The sequence below is a fragment of the Streptomyces cupreus genome (assembly GCF_014257025.1).
Classification (GTDB): Bacteria; Actinomycetota; Actinomycetes; order Streptomycetales; family Streptomycetaceae; genus Streptomyces; species Streptomyces cupreus.
Map to the genome: position 1 here is coordinate 97,335 of NZ_JACMSF010000025.1, position 16,029 is coordinate 113,363.

Below are 16,029 nucleotides of genomic sequence, written 5' to 3' on the forward strand. Positions count from 1 at the left end.
GCCCACCGAAATCCTTCAGGAGGCGGACCGCCCTCGACAGTCGGCCGCTGGGGCTAGTACCCGCGTATTAGATCCGCCCTTCTAGCCTCAACGACCCACTGCCCGCCCCTCGTCCGCCCGTGCCAGGCTGCGCCGCACGGTAACTGCAACCCGGTGCCCGGCCCTTGGAAAAGAAGGCGTTGAGGTTTTCTCCGTGGAACATTCGAATCGCGAATCATGGCGGGCCCTGCCCGCAGCACAGCAGCCGGACTGGCCCGATCGCGCGGCGCTACGCTCGACGGTGTCGGCCCTGTCGGCCGCGCCGCCCCTGGTGTTCGCGCGGGAGTGCGACACGCTCCTGGACCGCCTCGGCGAGGTGGCGCGCGGCGAGGCCTTCCTGCTGCAGGGCGGTGACTGCGCAGAGACACTGGACTCGGTGAGCGCGGAATCCGTCCGCAACAAGCTGGAGGTCCTGCTCCAGATGGCCGCCGTGCTCACCTACGCGGCGGCCGTCCCCGTGGTCAAGGTCGGCCGTCTCGCCGGCCAGTACGCCAAACCCCGCTCCCAGCCCACCGAGACCCGGGACGGGGTCACCCTGCCCTCGTACCGCGGCGATGCCGTCAACGGGCTTGATTTCACCACCCGTTCGCGCACCCCCGACCCAGCCCGGCTCCAGCGCGTCTACCACGCGTCCGCCGCGACCCTCAATCTGCTGCGGGCGCTGACCGCCGGAGGCCACGCCGACCTGGACCAGGTACACGAGTGGAACCGCGACTTCGTGGCGCTGTCCCCGGCATGCCGCCGCTACGAACGGCTCGCGGACGAGATCGACCGGGCGCTCGGCTTCATCCGCGCCTGCGGCATGAACACTTCCACCCTGCGCACCACCGAGGTGTTCGCCAGCCACGAAGCGCTGCTCCTCGACTACGAGTCCGCGCTCGTGCGTACGGACCCCGACACGGGACGTCGGTACGCCCTGTCGGGTCACATGCTGTGGATCGGCGAGCGAACCCGTCAACTGGACGGTGCGCACGTCGCGTTCGCCTCCGAGGTGAGCAACCCCATCGGCGTCAAGCTGGGGCCCGACGCCGACCCGGACGACGTACGGGCGCTGATCGACCTGCTGGATCCACACCGCACGCCCGGCCGGTTGACGTTCATCTCGCGGATGGGCCGTGGCCGGGTACGCGACCGGCTGCACGGCCTCGTCGAGGCCGTGCGCGGGACCGGCGCGGACGTGGTGTGGGCGTGCGACCCCATGCACGGGAACACGTTCACGGCGCCGAGCGGGCACAAGACCCGGCGCTTCGACGACATCCTCGACGAGATCACCGGATTCTTCGAGGTCCACAGAGCACTGGGCACTCACCCCGGTGGCGTGCACGTGGAGTTGACGGGCGAGGACGTCACCGAGTGCGTGGGCGGCGGCAGCGAAGTCTGCTCCGACCACCTGCATCTGCGCTATGAGACCGCCTGCGATCCACGTCTCAACCGCGGCCAGTCAATGGATCTGGCCTTCCGGGTCGCCGAGTGGTACAGCGCCGAGAAGCGCCGCCTCACCCCGCCCCGCCCGGAACCCGCCACCCACCATCCGGAGGCCGTGCCCACACGCGCGGACTACGTGCCGTCCCTCGCCTGAGCACCGCCTTCCCCAGGACATCTCAAGGAGCCCTTCCACGCAGGAGGTCAGGAACCGTGCGGCACTTCGAGCACTTTCCACCCGGCAGCACCTACGAGTTGGGGGCCACCCGGCTCACGACCGACGACATCATCACGTACGCGCGCTCTTTCGACCCCATGCCCTTCCATCTGGATCCCGAGGCCGCCCGTCGCTCCCCCTTCGGCGGGCTCGTGGCCAGCGGCTGGCACACCGGAGCCGTGATCATGGGCCAGTTCGTGCGCGCCCTGCTCGCGGACTCCGCCTGCCAGGGCTCCTACGGCATGGACGAGGTTCGTTTCCTGAGCCCCGTACGCCCGGGGGACGAACTGCGCGGAAAGGCGACGGTGGAGGACGCCTCGCTCCACCCCAGGCGGCCGGGCACGGGGACGGTCCGCTTCCTCGTCGAGGCGGTCAACGAGCGCGACGAACCGGTGTACCGGATGCGCACACGGCTGCTGTTCGGCTGTGCGCAGGCCGTTGGCACGGCGTCCGGAGTCCAAACCGCCCGTTCCTGATCCGGCTGCGCGTGCGGCAGCCCAGAACGCCAGCCCTTCCGTTGACCAGACGCACCGTTGCGTCTAATCTTCTTCCCAGTCGGCCTCGGGAATGCCACCCCCGTCCTTCCCGAGGCCGGCTGTGCCATCGCAACGAGGAGGTCACGCCATGGACGAGCAGCGCAGCGCACCACGGTCGGGCGCCGAACTCCCCCAAACGGCACCCCAGTTGTTCGCCCTCATCGGCCACACCCTGCAGGATCCGGCGACCGCCACGCCACTGCGCGGTCGGGTGCCGGCGCGCCAGGCGCAGAACGACCGCGCACGGCTGACCGACGCCTTCGCTTCCGCCCCGGTCCCCGCTCTGAGCCGGCACGACGCCGACCAACTCCTCGACCTGGCAGTGGGCCCCGTCTTCTACCGGCCCTTCACCACAGGGCAGCCGATGGATCCCCGATTCGTCAGACACCTGACCGCCGCCCTCGCCGACCGGCCCGCCTCGCCGCGCGCCGACGCCCGCCCCGTAGCTCGCCCATCCCACTGACCTCCCGCGGAAAGGCCACCTTTCATGTTCCGCGCACGCCGGACCCGCTTCGCCGCCACGGTGGAGTCTGTCTCCCGGATCGCCCCGCGCATGGCGCGCATCACCTTGGGAGGGCCCGGCATGTCGGCCTTCCACTGCGACGAGCCCACCCAGTGGGTGAAGCTGTTCGTGACCGATCCCCTCGATGGACAGCCCGCGGGCCGCGCCTACACGGTCCGCCACTGCTCCTCGGCAAAACAGACCATCGACATCGACTTCGTCCTGCATGGCAACGGCCCAGCGGCGCGCTGGGCGGAAGCGGCCACGCCGGGTCAAGAGGTCTCTTTCGGCGGCCCCAAGGGGGCCTTCCGCCCGGACCCCGAAGCCGAGTTCTATCTCCTGGCCGGTGATGAGAGCGCCCAGCCCGCGGTCCTCACCATCGCCGAGAGCCTGCCGCGTGGCATGCGGGGCGCCGTCTACCTGGAAGTGGAGGGACCCGAAGCCGAAGCCGACCTGTCATGGCAGGCCGACCTGGACCTTGTGTGGGTACACCGCACCGCGGGCGTCCCGAAGGGAGAAGCCCTCCGGGATGCAGTCCTCAAAGCCCCCGTCCCGCCGTACGAGCGTGTCGCGGCGTGGGCGGCGGGAGAGTCCGGAGCCGTCCGGGACATCCGCCGCCACTTCTTGGAAGGCATCGGCCTCGACCGTCACCGCGCCTACGCGAAGGGCTACTGGAAACGGGACGAGGCGGATCATCGCGACCCACTGGCCTCGGACTGACGACACCGCGGGCTCAATCGGAGCGAAATCTGATGTATGGACCCGGGTGGCAGTCGCAGCACTCCGGGAACTGCCGGGAGCAGCTGGGCCTGCTCCTCTCGCCCCCCTCTCGCCGCCCCGGACGTGTCTCGCCCTGGCCCCCTGGGTGGAACGACCGGCCCCTACCGCCCTCGTCCTGGTCTCGACGGCCCAGGCGGTGCGCGAGGGATCGGTTCGCCCTTGGGGCGCCACTCGCGCCCAGCGTTCGGCAGCCGACCAAGCATCTCCTTCTTCTTCGAGTCGACACTGATCACGGCTCGCCAGCCGCCTGGAAGTGTTTGACCTGCTCGTTGATGTAGCAGAACTGGGCGTCCCGGTCCGGATGCCGCTTGCCTTCCAGGGCCTTGGCGGTCCCCTGCAGGCTGAATCCGCTCGCCCTCAGCAGCTTGCCCACGGAGACCGGAGATATCGGATGGCCTTGACGGGTCAGCTCGGCGGCCAGTTTGCGCAGCGGCTTCGTGGTCCAGCGCAGCGGCGACATGGGATCACCTCGTTCATCCGGCTCGACCAGCGTCATCAGCGCTGGCAGCAGGTGCGGATCACGCTCCGTCAGGCGCTTGCGGCCACCTCCCCGCCTGCGGATACGTCCCCCGCCCAGAGGCACGGGGCGCGCTGCCAGCTCGAGCAGACTCCTTCGGACGGTGGTCTCGCTCGCTCCCGCAACTCGCGCGACGGCGCGTACACCGCCATGGCCGAGTAGTCCCGCCTCCGTCGCCAGCATCAGCCGCCGCTGCCGCTCGTTCAGATGTGGCAGCAACACGCCGAATCGCACGACAAGTTGTTGCCGTGCCCCTCCTTGATCGCCATGCCGAATCATCGATTCGCACCATCTTCACCCAGCCCACCGCTGACCTCGTGCGCAGTCAGCTGGACACCGTCGCCGACATGTTCGGCAACCAGTTTCCCAAGGTCAGGGCCATGCTCCTGGAGGCGAAGGAGGACCTGACAGCGTTCGCGCACTTCCTGCCCCGCCACTGGAAGAAGATCCAGTCCACCAACCCGCTGGAACGGATCGACGCGCTCCATCCCGAACTCCCCGAAGGCGCCCCCGCACTACCCAACACCACAAACACGACCACCAGTTGATCGGCTGCACCACGAAAAGGGGCACCACCTGATCTAGTTGGGGCTCTGCTGCCTGGTTCCTCTCCTGCATCCTTGGCCCCGAGAGGTGACCTCCCGATCCAGCTCCCCGTAGCCTGTGCCGGCATGACAGAGCATCCGCACGTGGCCGCCCTCGAAAGACTGATGCCGCCGGAGCACGGCAAGGACGAGAAGATCGACTGGGACGCCGTGGAGGACGTCTGGGGCACCCGCTTTCCGGCTGACTACATGGCGTTCATGGCCCGCTACGGCACCGGTTCGATCAACGGCGATGCCGGAGTGTTCTCCCCGCTGCCCTTTCAGGGCCGCCGCTGGGTCGACGACGCGATGAAGGAGGAGACAGCCAACGTCCGTTACACCTGGAAGAGGGAAGGCGGCCATGAGGCGCTCGACGTCCACCCCGAACACCTCCTGGCCTGGGGCGTCACGGCGGGCGCGGACATTCTGTGCTGGCTGACCACGGCCAACGATCCCGATCGATGGCCGGTGGTGGTGTGCGGCCGCCACACCCGCTCGCGCTTTACCGTCTACCCCTTCGGTATGGCGGAGTTCCTGTGCCGACTCTTCGAGGACCGGTTCGAGGGCTTCGCCGATGGCTGCCCGGTGAGCTCGATCTTCTGGGAGAAGGGCACCCCAAACAGCTTCGTGCACTCGAAGGAAGCAGAGCGCCGCTGGCTCGCCGGGCTGGATCCGGACACCGGCGAGCCGGATCCGTACGCGGACATGTTCCCCAGGGACAAGGCCCCCGGCGATCGGGAGAGTGATTCGTGAGTTGATGTTCGTTTCGAGGTTGGCTCTGGATGAGGCTCGCTGATCAGGACAATGACGTTCGTCCTGCGGGCGGCTCTGGGCGAACAATCCGGGTTCAGGCTCAGCGAGGATGCCGCGGTTGACCAGGTGTTTCAGCTTGGCGGGTGTTCTCGGTGTGGCGCGGTTCGGTGCCGAGGCCGAGTACGCGGCAGACATCTTTGGCTCGGAGTCCTTCCTCGGCTTGCTCGAAGAGGGCGAGGACTCGTTCGACAGTAGGCCGGATGGATCTTGTGGGCTGAACAGGTCGCAGACTGGCCGGGTGCTGGCTACGCTTCCGGCGGGGCAGTTGGCCGCCGCGCACCACACATCACGGACAGGGGGACTCATGGCCGAAGTCCGGGTCGAGACCGTGGCGTTGGACGCCACAGGAACTCGGCAGATCGCCAGCCGGACGCGCTCCAGCGCTGCATTGGCGGACCGCGCCGGGGAACTGGAGGAAGCGATCGTCCAGGCGTCGGACATAGCGCAGGAGGCGCTCGCCCACGTGCCGCGACGCGACGGATGGCAGGTATCGAGCATGGCCGTCACATTCGGTCTGACCCTGGCCGCGGAGGCGGGGGTCATACTGTCGAAGGCGTCGGCCGAGGCGTCCTTCGAGGTCACGCTCACTGTGGAACGGGTCGCGGAGACGCCGTGACGGGCACCGGCTACTGGATCGAGCTCTTCCAAGCCCAGCAGCGCCTCGGCGGCGGATTCCTGATTACCCGTCGCTATGTCCTCACGGCTCTGCACTGCCTGCGGGGTCTGGCCACCCTCGATGACCGTGTGGATGTGGTCCTGGCGGACGGCAGCCGCCTGGCTGGTGAAGTGTGCCGCCGGGACGAGGAGGCCGACCTGGCCCTGATCGCCATCGCTGGCGCGTACGACGTGCGCCTGCCGATCCCGCGCGCTGGCGTCGCCCACGGCGGGGACGCCTGGCACGGGCCGTACCGTCCGGCAGCGGCCGAGGTGCATCTGCGCGGCCAAGTGGACAGCGGGGCGGCCAAATATCTCTGTGAGGGGGGCGCTGTCATCCAAGCGCTGCAGCTGACGGTGCACCAGATACTGGGCGACTATTCCGGGTACTCCGGCGGCCCGGTTGTCAAAGGCGTCCCCGGGGATCATGAACCGGTGGTCGTGGGCATTCTCCTGGAACAGGTGCCGGACCGGGTCGCCGCGGACCGAGCGGCCAATGTGCTCTTCGCAGCAACGATCGGCGAGGCGATGCGTCGCTTCGACCAGTTCGATGTGGAGCACCTCCTTGATGTGATCGACCCGGCCGGTTCCACACCGGGGCAGTCCAGGAGGGCACGTTCCGTTCTACAGCGGACGGCCAAGGCCGATCCCGCACAGCAGGAAGCAGAAGAGCGGGACGAGCCGAAGGTGGCCACCGTGGCCGCAGCCGCGGCGGCGGCCGAGTCCTGGTTTGAGCGCATCGACGAGTGGTCAGGACGCCACATCCTCGACCCGGCCCAGGTCGCCGAACTCAAATTCACGGCGGCGAAGGCGGCCATCGAAGGCCACACGCGCGGAAACTCGTCATGAGCGACCACTGGCAGGATGCCATCTCCAATGCCGAACGCGCGCTGCGTGGAGACACCAGCGCGCAAACACGGGCCGCGGCCGCCGTACAGGCGCTGCTCCGCGAACCAGAGCCGCTCCGGTACCCCCACATCGCCCGGGACCTTGCCCGGCTGACGGTACTGCTCGACTCGCTCGGCCTGATCGGGGATTCGCACCGTCTCATGGAGCATGTGGTGTCACGCCTGCCATGGGACCCGGTGGCGGCCTCTCTGCCGGACGACGTCAAGAACGCATTGGCTGCCCTGTTCGCGGACCGCGGGCTGGTGTCCGCGGCGGACACCATGCTGTCCATGGCTCCCGCACGGACCGCACAGAGTATGGGCGACGACGCACCCCTGACCCTGGCCAACCTGGCGGCGATCAAGCTGCGCCTCGGCGATCTGTCCGGCGCAGAGGAGGCGGCCCGGCAGGCTGCCGCGCGCTTCGGGACGACCGATTCCGCGGACACGGACGGCCTGGAGGGAAACGGACCAGCCTCCGGCTCCGCCGACGACCGGGACCCTGACCGGCTTGAAGCGCTGCTGCTTGTGGATGCGGTGCTCGCCGAGGTGTGCCGCCAGGACGGACGCCACGACGAGGCGGACACGCACGTACATGCTCTGGCCTGGGCCGCCCGCCGCCTTGTACGAGTGCTCGGGGGCGACCATCCGACGTCTCTTTCGGCACTAGTCACACTGGCTCGCGCCGAGTTCGGTTCGGCTCTCGTGGCCGGGGACGTCGAACGAGCCGAGCGGTCGGCTGATGTCCTTGCGATCACCGCGCAGAAGACGGCCGCGACCCTCGGCGACCGCCACCCCCTGTCCCGTTCCGCTCTGATGAACCTCGCAACCACGGAGTTCGAGGCTGCAGGGGCGATGAGGGATGAGCGCCGGCTCGATACGGCGCGTGCGATGGTCCTTGCTCTGACCGGACGTTCCGGTAGCAGTGAGAGGGCCGCGAAACCGGCATCAACCCCTCGTCTGACCGATGCGGCCCGGTCCAGCACCCCGTCTACCTCGTCCGAGCAGGCCGTCTCTTCGGCGGGTGGACGTCCCTACGCACACGGGACCCGGCAGTCGCTCGTCCTCGACGGACCGGCCGTCGCCTCGCCGCCCCCGCGGGGGCGGGAGCGTGTCTTGTCCCAACAGCAGCGCGGGCACGGTCCCTTGAGTTCCCGTCAGCCCGGCCGCACCCTTCCCGCTCCCCACGAGGAATCCGCGGACAGTCCGCCCCCGGCCCGTTTCGTCGGCTGGCTCGGCGGGCTCGGGGCCGTGGCCGCCGGGTACGGCGTGTTCCAGTTCCTGTTCAGTGTGCTGCCCGGCTCCTTCGAGGGTTCGGCAGCCCGGTATGTGATCGCCGGGGTCAGCGGGCTCGGCATCTGCATCGCGGCCTGGCTGGTGGCGGCACTGCTGCGGGCGCGGGCAGCGGCCACGGAGCGGGCGTCGGCCACACGTGTAGGGCCTGCCGCCACGGCGCCTGGGGCGCCCGATTCGCTCCCTCAGGCTATCGCCTCCGCCTACGACACCCTCCTCGACCAGGTGTCCGTCGTCGACGACCCCGAGCACGGGCGGCTCACCGGCTGGCCGCACTCCCTCGGCGAGGACTCGCCCTCCCGGCCCACCCCCGTCGGCACCGCGTACGGGCTGCACATCATGCTGGACCTGGGCGTGCCTGACGGCCGGCTGAGCACCGGCGACCTGGTGGACACGCTGTGGCGGATGCGGCTCCCGGACGGCGGCTGGTCGGCGCGCTCGCAGGGGTCCGAGGCGCGTCCCGAGGTCACCGCGCTGGTGCTGGGCGCGCTGGCCCGGGCCGGCGCGTCCGGCGAGCGGCTGGCCGCGGAGGTGGACCGATGCGCGAGCGGCTTCACGCGTCAACTCGACCGCGCCGGGTGGGAGTCGACCCACGTGGTGACGACCGTGCTGCGCGGGCTGCTGCGCGCCGCGCCCCGCTCCGAGAGCCTGCCCGTGCTGCGCCAAGCCCTGGCGGACGGCGCGATCAGCGACCCCCACCGCGACCACCTGCGCTGCTGGGGCTACCGTCTCCAGCCGCCGTACGGCCCGCCGTCCCCGCTGCACACCGCGCAGGCCATTGTCGCCCTCGACCGGGCCGCCCGGGTCCTGGGTGAGGGGGGCGACACGCGCGCCGCCCGCGAGGACGGCATCCGCTGGCTGCTGTCCTGCCCGGACGCCCCGCACGACACCTGCCTGGACCTGGAGAACCTGTACGAGGAGGTGCGCCGACCCCGCACCGACGACCCCTCCCGCCACGAGGTGCTGAACGTACGGCACTTCACCGCCTCCTGGCTGGCCCGCGCCCTCCTCTCGCCGGGCGCCCTGGAGATCGCCCGCGCCGAGGGGCTTCAGGACGAGCTGCGGGTGCGGCTGGAGGGGGCCGTGGCCGCGGTGTGGGCGGGGCAAACGGACGGCATCTGGTACTGGGGGCGGGGCGCCGGTACCGAGGTGCGGCGGCCCATCTCGATGACCTATCAGGGGCTGTCGGCGCTGCGCACGCATGCCGTATGGCTGTATCAGCCGGCCGGTCGAACGCACATGTGACGAGCGATTGTTAGAGGATGAGCGGATCGCGTCGACGCCGGACCGGTCCGCCACCACACTGGCGAGCCCGCCCGGCAGACGCCCTCCGTCGCACCCCCGTTCCCCGCGAGTCGGTGGCAGCCACAAAGACACAGGGGCTGGCGAAGGGCACGCCAACGGTACTGGCCCGTTTGTCATTTGCTGGCGACACTCCGACAATTCTTGCGCCCCATCGGTCTCGTGCACCGTAAGCCGGGCTACTTGGCGTCGGTGAAGAGGACCTCCCCGCCCTCGGCCTACGCCCTGGCCCGGATCGCCGGCCAGATCTCCTCCTTGTCGGGCAGCCGCACCCGGTACAGCTTCGCGATCTGATACCCGCCCCGGCAATGCGACAGGACACGAGCGTTCGTCTCACATTGGTGTCCCACAGGCCGGACAAGGGCCACCGTCAATGAGGAAGGGACATCCGAATTGCGAACCTGCACGATGTGTAGGTCCCAATTCCGGAATGTCCTGTTCCTGATTGATGACCTGGGCGTTCTTGCGCTGTCTCAATCCGGGACAGAGCCACTCCGTCTCATGATCTTGTCCCGCGGCTACCGCGGCACATGGTCGGGCCACCGGCCGATCGCTCAGCGCCGCTTCCCGGTCCTCCCGGACCCGCCGGAGGACGCCGCACTGTACGAGGCCATGCGCCGCGCCAGCCACGGCGTCACCTCACCCGAGATCCGCGGGGGGCCGACGTATGCGCGCCGTTGGACATGTGGTCGCCGGAAGCGTCGTGTGCGGTGCCCTCACCCATGTCCATGCCCATCGGCGCGCCCCTGCCACCGCGCAACTGCGCGAGCACGCCGTCCGGGGTGGAGCCGCCCACGCCGTCCACCCAGTCGTCCAGAACGACGACCCACTCCTTGTCGTAGGACAACGGCTCCCTGGGGTCCTCAACGATCAGCGGGGCGTACAGGCCGCGGTCGAGCTGCATTCCCGAGTGCGAGTGCAGCCAGTACGTCCCCGGGTGTGCCACGGCGAAGCGGTAGGTGAAGTCCGCGCCGGGCTTGATGGAGTACTGGGTCAGGCCCGGTACGCCGTCCATGTCGCAGCGCATCCGGACACCGTGCGAGTGCAGTGTCGTCGCCGCGTGCAGGTGGTTGGCGAGCGTGAGATCGAGGGTGTCCCCCGCGGTGATCCGGACCTCCTTGCCGGGCAGTGTGTCGCCGTACGCCCATGACCTGACGGTCTGTCCGCCCAGGTCGAGGGACGTCTCGGTGGCGGTGAGCGTGAACCTGCGGAGGGGTCCGGACCCGCGTTCCTTCTCGGCGGCGACGACCTCGGGATCGGACGGGTTCACGTATCCCTTGGGTCCCTTGGGGGCGAAGCCGAGTCCGCTGTGGTCGGCGGCCACAGCCCTCGACTCGGAGCCGGGCCGCGAGTGGGAGCCTGCCCCGGAGGGGGAGTCGGCCTCGGAACAGGCACCCAATACTCCCGAGCCGGCGGCCACGATCGAGGCACCGAGCAAAGTACGCCGCGTATGTGTGTGCATAGATTAATAACACACGTTTTGCGGTGATATACGGGAGAACCGGGACGGCGCGTCTCATGAATCGCCTGCGCCGCCCAGCGGGGCGCAGGTCTGGCGCAGCGGCCGTACGGCTGGGGCGTTGGCCCGCCGGCAGATGAGGGCTGCGTTGTGGCGCTTCTTTTCCGCGCGCTTCCTGTCGTAGTAGACCCGCGATTCAGCTGGTCACCAGGCTTTCCCTCTCCGGAGTCACAACCGGTGGCCCGCCCGGGCACCGGAGATCGGCAGCCACATTACGCAGCCCTGCCTGCCGGCGGACACGCTTCCATCAGCGACCATCCGGTGCCGCCGGGACCGGCGACAGCACCCCCCGGATCATCAAGGACAGGGGCAAAGAGTCATACCGGCCCCGAAGGCCACGAACCCGAACCGGGCTCTACGAGGAAGGTAATGGGCAGCCCTCGGTAGGTCTGGGCCTTCCGGCCCGGGGACTGGCCCCTGCCACCGGGGCCCCGTGCCGCCGCCCCGGATCTGCCATGCCGGTCCTCACCGGGCAGAACCTGCTAGTGACCAGCCGCCTGCCGCAGTCACAGTGTCTTGGCAGGAGATGTGAGGGCGGCGCAATTGAATTTCCCACGCACCCTAACCGGTCGGAAACCGCCCGGCACTGCGGTCGGACTAGCTTCGTGACTATGAGGGTCTTGGAGCCGTTACGGTCGCTGTTCAGCAGGCTAGGCGCAATAGGCGTGGGTATTTCGGGCAAGGCCGGCTCAGGGCTTCGCCGCGATGGTCGCAGGGCTCCCGGCCGTCGGCCGATGCCTGGCTGGCGCAGCATCAGGGGCCGTGTGGCGGTGGTCATTACGATCCCGATCTGCCTGCTGCTGACTGTGGCCGGTTACGCCGTGCACGGCCGCGCCGAGGCGCTCGGCGACGCCCGGACGACTCGTGCCGAGGTTGGCCTCAGCCTGCGCGTCCAGGCCTTGGTGCATCAACTCCAACGCGAACGTGGCCTGACCAATGGCCTGTTGGGCGGTGAGGAGGAGTTCCGCCCCCAGCTCACCGCTGTGCGCAAGCGCGTTGACGCGGCACTGCACGAAATGCGCCGGGAGGATGCCGTCCAGGGGGTCATCCAGCGGCGCTTGCAGCGCCTCGCCGACATCCGCGCCGCTACCGACGCGGAGACAGCCGACCCTGCCGCGACCCTCACCTTCTACACCGCCGCCGTCGAGGCTCTCAACGCCGTCGATCCGGTGGCGGAGACAGCGACGGGCGCCGACCACCAACTGCGCGACGGGCTCGCAGCGTTGCGGGAGCTGGCCGCGGCCAAGGAATCCGTCGCTCTCGAACGCGGCTACCTCAACGGTGTGTTCGCCGCAGGCGCCTTCCGCGGCAGCGCGTACCTCACCTTCACCGAGGTACGCGCCACCCGCGTAGCCGCCCTCGCCCGCTTCCGTCAGGTCGCCACGGAACCCCAGCGCGTGGCCCTGAAGAACGCTTTCGGGACCGAGAGCGCCGAACGCGCCGCCGCCTACGAGAAACGAGCGGAAGGCGCCGCCGACGGCTCCGCGCTGCCTGCCGACGCCGGCACCTGGTGGGACGCGATGACCGTGCTCGTCGATGATCTGCACGCCGTCCAGCAGTCGGTGGGGGACGACGTACGGGACCGCGCCGAACGCCTGAGGCACGACGCCGAGAAGGAACTCGCCGCCTATCTCGTCGCGGGAATGCTCATGTCCGCCCTCATCGCCGGCCTCGCCGCCTTCGCCTCCCGTTCCCTCACTCGCCCGCTCGGCGCCCTCGCCGAGGCCGCTCATCACGTAGCACGACATCGGCTGCCCGCAACCGTCGCCCGCATCCAGCGCTCGCCGCAGGACCAAGTGGAACTCCTCCCGTCGGCGGACGCGCCGGACCATCCCGACGCGCGACTGCTGGGCGGCGCGGCGGAGATCGCCGAGGTCGCGGCATCCCTGCACCAGGTGGAACACACCGCCCTCCTCCTGGCCGCTCAGCAGGCCGGCCTGCGGCGCAACACCACCGAATCACTCGCCAATCTCGGCCGCCGCAACCAGAACCTCGTGCGTCGTCAGCTCAGCCTCATCACCCGTCTGGAACGGCAGGAACTCGACCCGGACGCCCTCGCCGAACTGTTCGAACTCGACCACCTCGCCACCCGTATGCGGCGCAATGCCGAAAGCCTGCTGGTCCTCACCGGGCAGAATCCACCCCGGCCCACGGCAGCACCGGCCAATGGGCTGGAAGTCGTCCAGTCCGCTGTCGCCGAGGTGGAGCAGTACCGGCGGGTCCTGATCGCGACCGTGGAGCCGGTACGAGTGCGCGGACACGCCGTCGCCGATGTCGCCCACCTCCTTGCCGAGCTCATCGAGAACGGGCTGACCTTCTCGCCACCGACCGAACCGGTCGAGGTGCACGGCTGGTACGACCGTGAGGACGACATGTACTGCTTCGCTGTCGTCGACCACGGGATCGGCATGTCCGAGGCCGACCGGGCACGTGCCAACGCCCGCCTCTCCGACTCCGGTGAGGAAGCCTTCCTCGCCGCGCCCACCCGGTTTCTCGGCCTCCTCGTCGTCGGCCGGCTCACCCACCGCCTCGGTGAAGGCACCCAAGTCCACCTCTTCGACACCACTGGCGGCGGACTGTCCGCACTCCTCGCCCTCCCCAAGCGCCTCCTCGCACCCGTGGAGGATGCCTCTCCCCCATCCCCGCCCGCCAGGCCCGCTGTCGCCTCCCTGCTCAACGGCTTCCGAGCAGGTGTCGCCCGTGCGGAAGCCGGCACCACACAAGGAGCGTCATCGTGACCACCGCCGTCCAGAGTTTCGGCTGGCTCATCTCGGACTTCGTACGCACCGCAGACGGTGTCACCGACGCCGTCGCCGTCTCCTCCGACGGCTTGCTCATGGCCGCCTCGGACAGCCTCAGTCGCGATCGCGCCGATCACCTCGCCGCAGTCGTCTCCGGCATCACCAGCCTCGCCCAGAACGCGGCGACGGCCCACGGCTTCCACGGGATGAAGCTCGTCATGATCGAAATGCTCGGGGGCTTCCTCATGGTCGGTCGCATCCGCGACGGCAGCTGCCTCGGCGTCCTCGCCGCCGAAGGGTGCGACGTCGGCCTGGTGGGCTACGAGATGGCTGTCCTGACCGACCGCGCCGGCGAACTGCTCACGCCGCAGCTGGTGCGCGAACTCCATTCCGGGCCCGTGGCCGCGGGATAGTCGCCGGAGCGCTCCACTGACTGTATGTCAGGACCAATGCGAGTCATGCGGGTGCAGACCAGCAGGCATCCAGTTGGCCCACGACGCCCAGTAGCGGTGGTCCCGGGTGATCGTCTCGCCAATGTCCACCATGATGGTCACCATCACCCTCGGAGCCTACGACTCGCTGGCAATTGCTCTGCGAGACGGATGCCCCGCGCCGTGTCGAATCCGCTGCCAGCGGGCGTCGGACAGGTCGCTGGGGCAGGGCCGTACGGGGCCATGTTCCGAAGCAGCCGGCTGTCGGCGGGCGCGGCAGCGGGCAAAGGGCGGCGATTGGGGGCGGGTTGGGAGCATCGGAGGGAAACGGCTCCCCGATGTCATGCAGGAGTCGGCCGCCCAGCAGCCGCAGCAGCCTCCACTCGGGAGGGCATGGAAACCGCGACGCCCAACTCTCCCGAGACAGAACCAAGCACTCAGGTAGTACTCCGGTGGAAATCCCTCTCCGCCGTGCGGCGGGGGCAGACCCTGCCTGCGAACGATGCCGAGGGCACGGGCGTTGACGACGATCAGGGGTATCCGAACGTCCCTGAATCGGAGCCCCGCATGCTGAAGGAATTCTGCGCGCCACCGTCCTACTCGCCCTCGTGGCCACCTTCGCCGTCTCCTCGCTCAAGGGTAGATCCGCATGGACTGCCCCGTCCCGAACCAAGAGGTGCAGGTGTTCGTCGACGTTGGCTCCACGTACACCATGGACAGCATCCCGCAGCGCTCCTGGGGCACTTTGTGCATCTCGTACGCCCAGGATGGCAAGCTGTACTGGGGCGACTTCTCGGTGGCCCCACCATCACCCCGTACGGGCGTGAGTTTCTTCGTCCCGGTGAAGGGCGAGGCCCGGATCGGGCTGGCTGGGGCCGCCGTGAAGGGCGAGCCGCTCTCACCCAGTGCATGGCACCCGCCGCCGAGGCGAGGGTCGTCGACGGCGGGTACACCCTGCGCGACCGCAACAGCCCTCAGCCCAACAACCGGTTCCTGACTGCGGCGAGGACTTCTGTGCGGCTGCGCGGTCCGTTGTCGGCTGCGATGAGGTGGTCGCCGATGCGCAGTGAGAAGGTGATCAGGCAGCGGGCCTCGACATCGCCCTCGTCGGGGCAGAACGCCCCGTAGAGCTCGCGCAGATAGTCCATGCGCCGGTTGTCGGCCCGGCGGAGGCAACGTGCGACACCTTCGTCGCGCCGGGCCCAGTCGCGGATCGCGAGCTCGACCCCGGCGCTGGTCACGGGCGTCTCGCCCGACCCCACGAAGTCGAAGAGACGCCCGAGGCGCTCGCGGGCGTCGCCCCCGTCGCGTTCGATCCGCTCGATGACATCCTCGGTGCCCCCGCGCTCCCAGGTGGCGAGCATCTCCTCCAGCAGTGCGGCGCGGTTGCGGAAGTAGCCGTAGAAGCCACCCTTGCTGACGCCGAGCGTCTGGGCGAGGACCTCGACCCGGACAGCCTCGGGGCCGCCGCCGGCAAGCGCCCGCAGTCCCTCCTCGATCCACTTGTCCCGTGGCGTACGGATCGCGCCCATGCCGTGTCTCCCCTCACATCTCCCAGCCAGTATACGGAGCCGTATAGATGAGTCTATGCTCGATTTATACGCCACCGTATAGAAAGAGGTTTGCCATGAGTGACCTGCGCCTTCCCTCAACCGACCACACGTCCCGCCCCTGGCGGATTCATGAGATCGCCAACGACTTCCGGCTTGAGGATCTATGGACGCTGCCGACGCCGGGCGGCCCGGACGACCTGCACCACCTGGTCCAGCAGATGGCGAACGGCAAGGGTGGC

Annotated in this window: 12 protein-coding genes and 4 pseudogenes; 13 read left to right on the forward strand and 3 right to left on the reverse strand. The window is 69.2% G+C overall.

Going from position 1 to position 16,029, the window contains the following annotated elements; all coding sequences use genetic code 11:
• Nucleotides 1-193: 193 nt before the first annotated feature.
• The 4 genes from H4N64_RS23135 to H4N64_RS23150 all read left to right on the forward strand — a co-directional run bounded on the left by H4N64_RS23135 (nucleotide 194) and on the right by H4N64_RS23150 (nucleotide 3,436).
• Nucleotides 194-1,618, forward strand: coding sequence for a class II 3-deoxy-7-phosphoheptulonate synthase (locus H4N64_RS23135; RefSeq protein WP_186284311.1), 1,425 nt, complete (start codon nucleotides 194-196; stop codon nucleotides 1,616-1,618).
• A 56-nt stretch (nucleotides 1,619-1,674) separates the two neighbouring features.
• Complete coding sequence (locus H4N64_RS23140) at nucleotides 1,675-2,154, forward strand: MaoC/PaaZ C-terminal domain-containing protein (protein WP_186284312.1); 480 nt, start codon at nucleotides 1,675-1,677, stop codon at nucleotides 2,152-2,154.
• A gap of 148 nt (nucleotides 2,155-2,302) precedes the next feature.
• Entirely contained in the window at nucleotides 2,303-2,677 is a 375-nt protein-coding gene (locus H4N64_RS23145) for a TetR-like C-terminal domain-containing protein (RefSeq protein ID WP_186284313.1), read from the forward strand.
• Between the two features lie 24 nt (nucleotides 2,678-2,701).
• Entirely contained in the window at nucleotides 2,702-3,436 is a 735-nt protein-coding gene (locus tag H4N64_RS23150) for a siderophore-interacting protein (protein WP_186284314.1), read from the forward strand.
• A gap of 206 nt (nucleotides 3,437-3,642) precedes the next feature.
• On the opposite strand, the pseudogene H4N64_RS23155 reads toward H4N64_RS23150, so the two are convergent.
• A pseudogene (locus H4N64_RS23155) lies at nucleotides 3,643-4,292 on the reverse strand (ISAzo13 family transposase); the annotation flags it as partial.
• Here H4N64_RS23155 and H4N64_RS23160 point away from each other — a divergent pair.
• From H4N64_RS23160 to H4N64_RS45425, 6 genes and pseudogenes are all read left to right on the forward strand, one after another.
• A pseudogene (locus tag H4N64_RS23160) lies at nucleotides 4,289-4,492 on the forward strand (transposase); the annotation flags it as partial. The pseudogenes H4N64_RS23155 and H4N64_RS23160 sit on opposite strands and share 4 nt — an antisense overlap.
• Nucleotides 4,493-4,684: 192 nt before the next feature.
• Nucleotides 4,685-5,350: an SMI1/KNR4 family protein gene (locus H4N64_RS23165; RefSeq protein WP_186284315.1), complete on the forward strand. Its 666-nt coding sequence runs from the start codon at nucleotides 4,685-4,687 to the stop codon at nucleotides 5,348-5,350.
• 136 nt (nucleotides 5,351-5,486) lie between these two features.
• The gene (locus H4N64_RS45415; RefSeq protein ID WP_260859895.1) at nucleotides 5,487-6,026 is read left to right on the forward strand and encodes a CU044_2847 family protein; all 540 of its coding nucleotides are present in this window, start codon (nucleotides 5,487-5,489) and stop codon (nucleotides 6,024-6,026) included.
• Nucleotides 6,023-6,913 (forward strand): trypsin-like peptidase domain-containing protein, encoded by an 891-nt coding sequence (locus tag H4N64_RS23175; RefSeq protein WP_186284316.1) that lies wholly within the window; start codon nucleotides 6,023-6,025, stop codon nucleotides 6,911-6,913. The genes H4N64_RS45415 and H4N64_RS23175 overlap by 4 nt, the downstream gene beginning before the upstream one ends.
• Nucleotides 6,910-9,489, forward strand: coding sequence for a prenyltransferase/squalene oxidase repeat-containing protein (locus H4N64_RS45420; protein ID WP_260859896.1), 2,580 nt, complete (start codon nucleotides 6,910-6,912; stop codon nucleotides 9,487-9,489). Before H4N64_RS23175 ends, H4N64_RS45420 begins: the two co-directional genes overlap by 4 nt.
• A 219-nt stretch (nucleotides 9,490-9,708) precedes the next feature.
• Nucleotides 9,709-9,840 carry a hypothetical protein gene (locus H4N64_RS45425; RefSeq protein WP_260859897.1) on the forward strand — a complete coding sequence of 44 codons (132 nt, stop codon included), beginning with the start codon at nucleotides 9,709-9,711 and terminating at the stop codon, nucleotides 9,838-9,840.
• Between the two features lie 361 nt (nucleotides 9,841-10,201).
• On the opposite strand, the pseudogene H4N64_RS23185 reads toward H4N64_RS45425, so the two are convergent.
• A pseudogene (locus H4N64_RS23185) lies at nucleotides 10,202-11,008 on the reverse strand (multicopper oxidase domain-containing protein); the annotation flags it as partial.
• A gap of 821 nt (nucleotides 11,009-11,829) precedes the next feature.
• Between H4N64_RS23185 and H4N64_RS23190 the strand changes: the two are divergent.
• Complete coding sequence (locus H4N64_RS23190; protein WP_336246784.1) at nucleotides 11,830-13,803, forward strand: sensor histidine kinase; 1,974 nt, start codon at nucleotides 11,830-11,832, stop codon at nucleotides 13,801-13,803.
• Nucleotides 13,800-14,219 carry a roadblock/LC7 domain-containing protein gene (locus H4N64_RS23195; protein ID WP_186284319.1) on the forward strand — a complete coding sequence of 140 codons (420 nt, stop codon included), beginning with the start codon at nucleotides 13,800-13,802 and terminating at the stop codon, nucleotides 14,217-14,219. Before H4N64_RS23190 ends, H4N64_RS23195 begins: the two co-directional genes overlap by 4 nt.
• A gap of 992 nt (nucleotides 14,220-15,211) precedes the next feature.
• Here the strand turns inward: H4N64_RS23195 and H4N64_RS23200 are convergent.
• A complete protein-coding gene (locus tag H4N64_RS23200) occupies nucleotides 15,212-15,769 on the reverse strand; it encodes a TetR/AcrR family transcriptional regulator (protein WP_186284320.1) in 558 nt (185 codons plus the stop codon).
• A gap of 95 nt (nucleotides 15,770-15,864) precedes the next feature.
• Between H4N64_RS23200 and H4N64_RS45430 the strand changes: the two are divergent.
• A pseudogene (locus H4N64_RS45430) lies at nucleotides 15,865-16,029 on the forward strand (DUF2867 domain-containing protein); the annotation flags it as partial.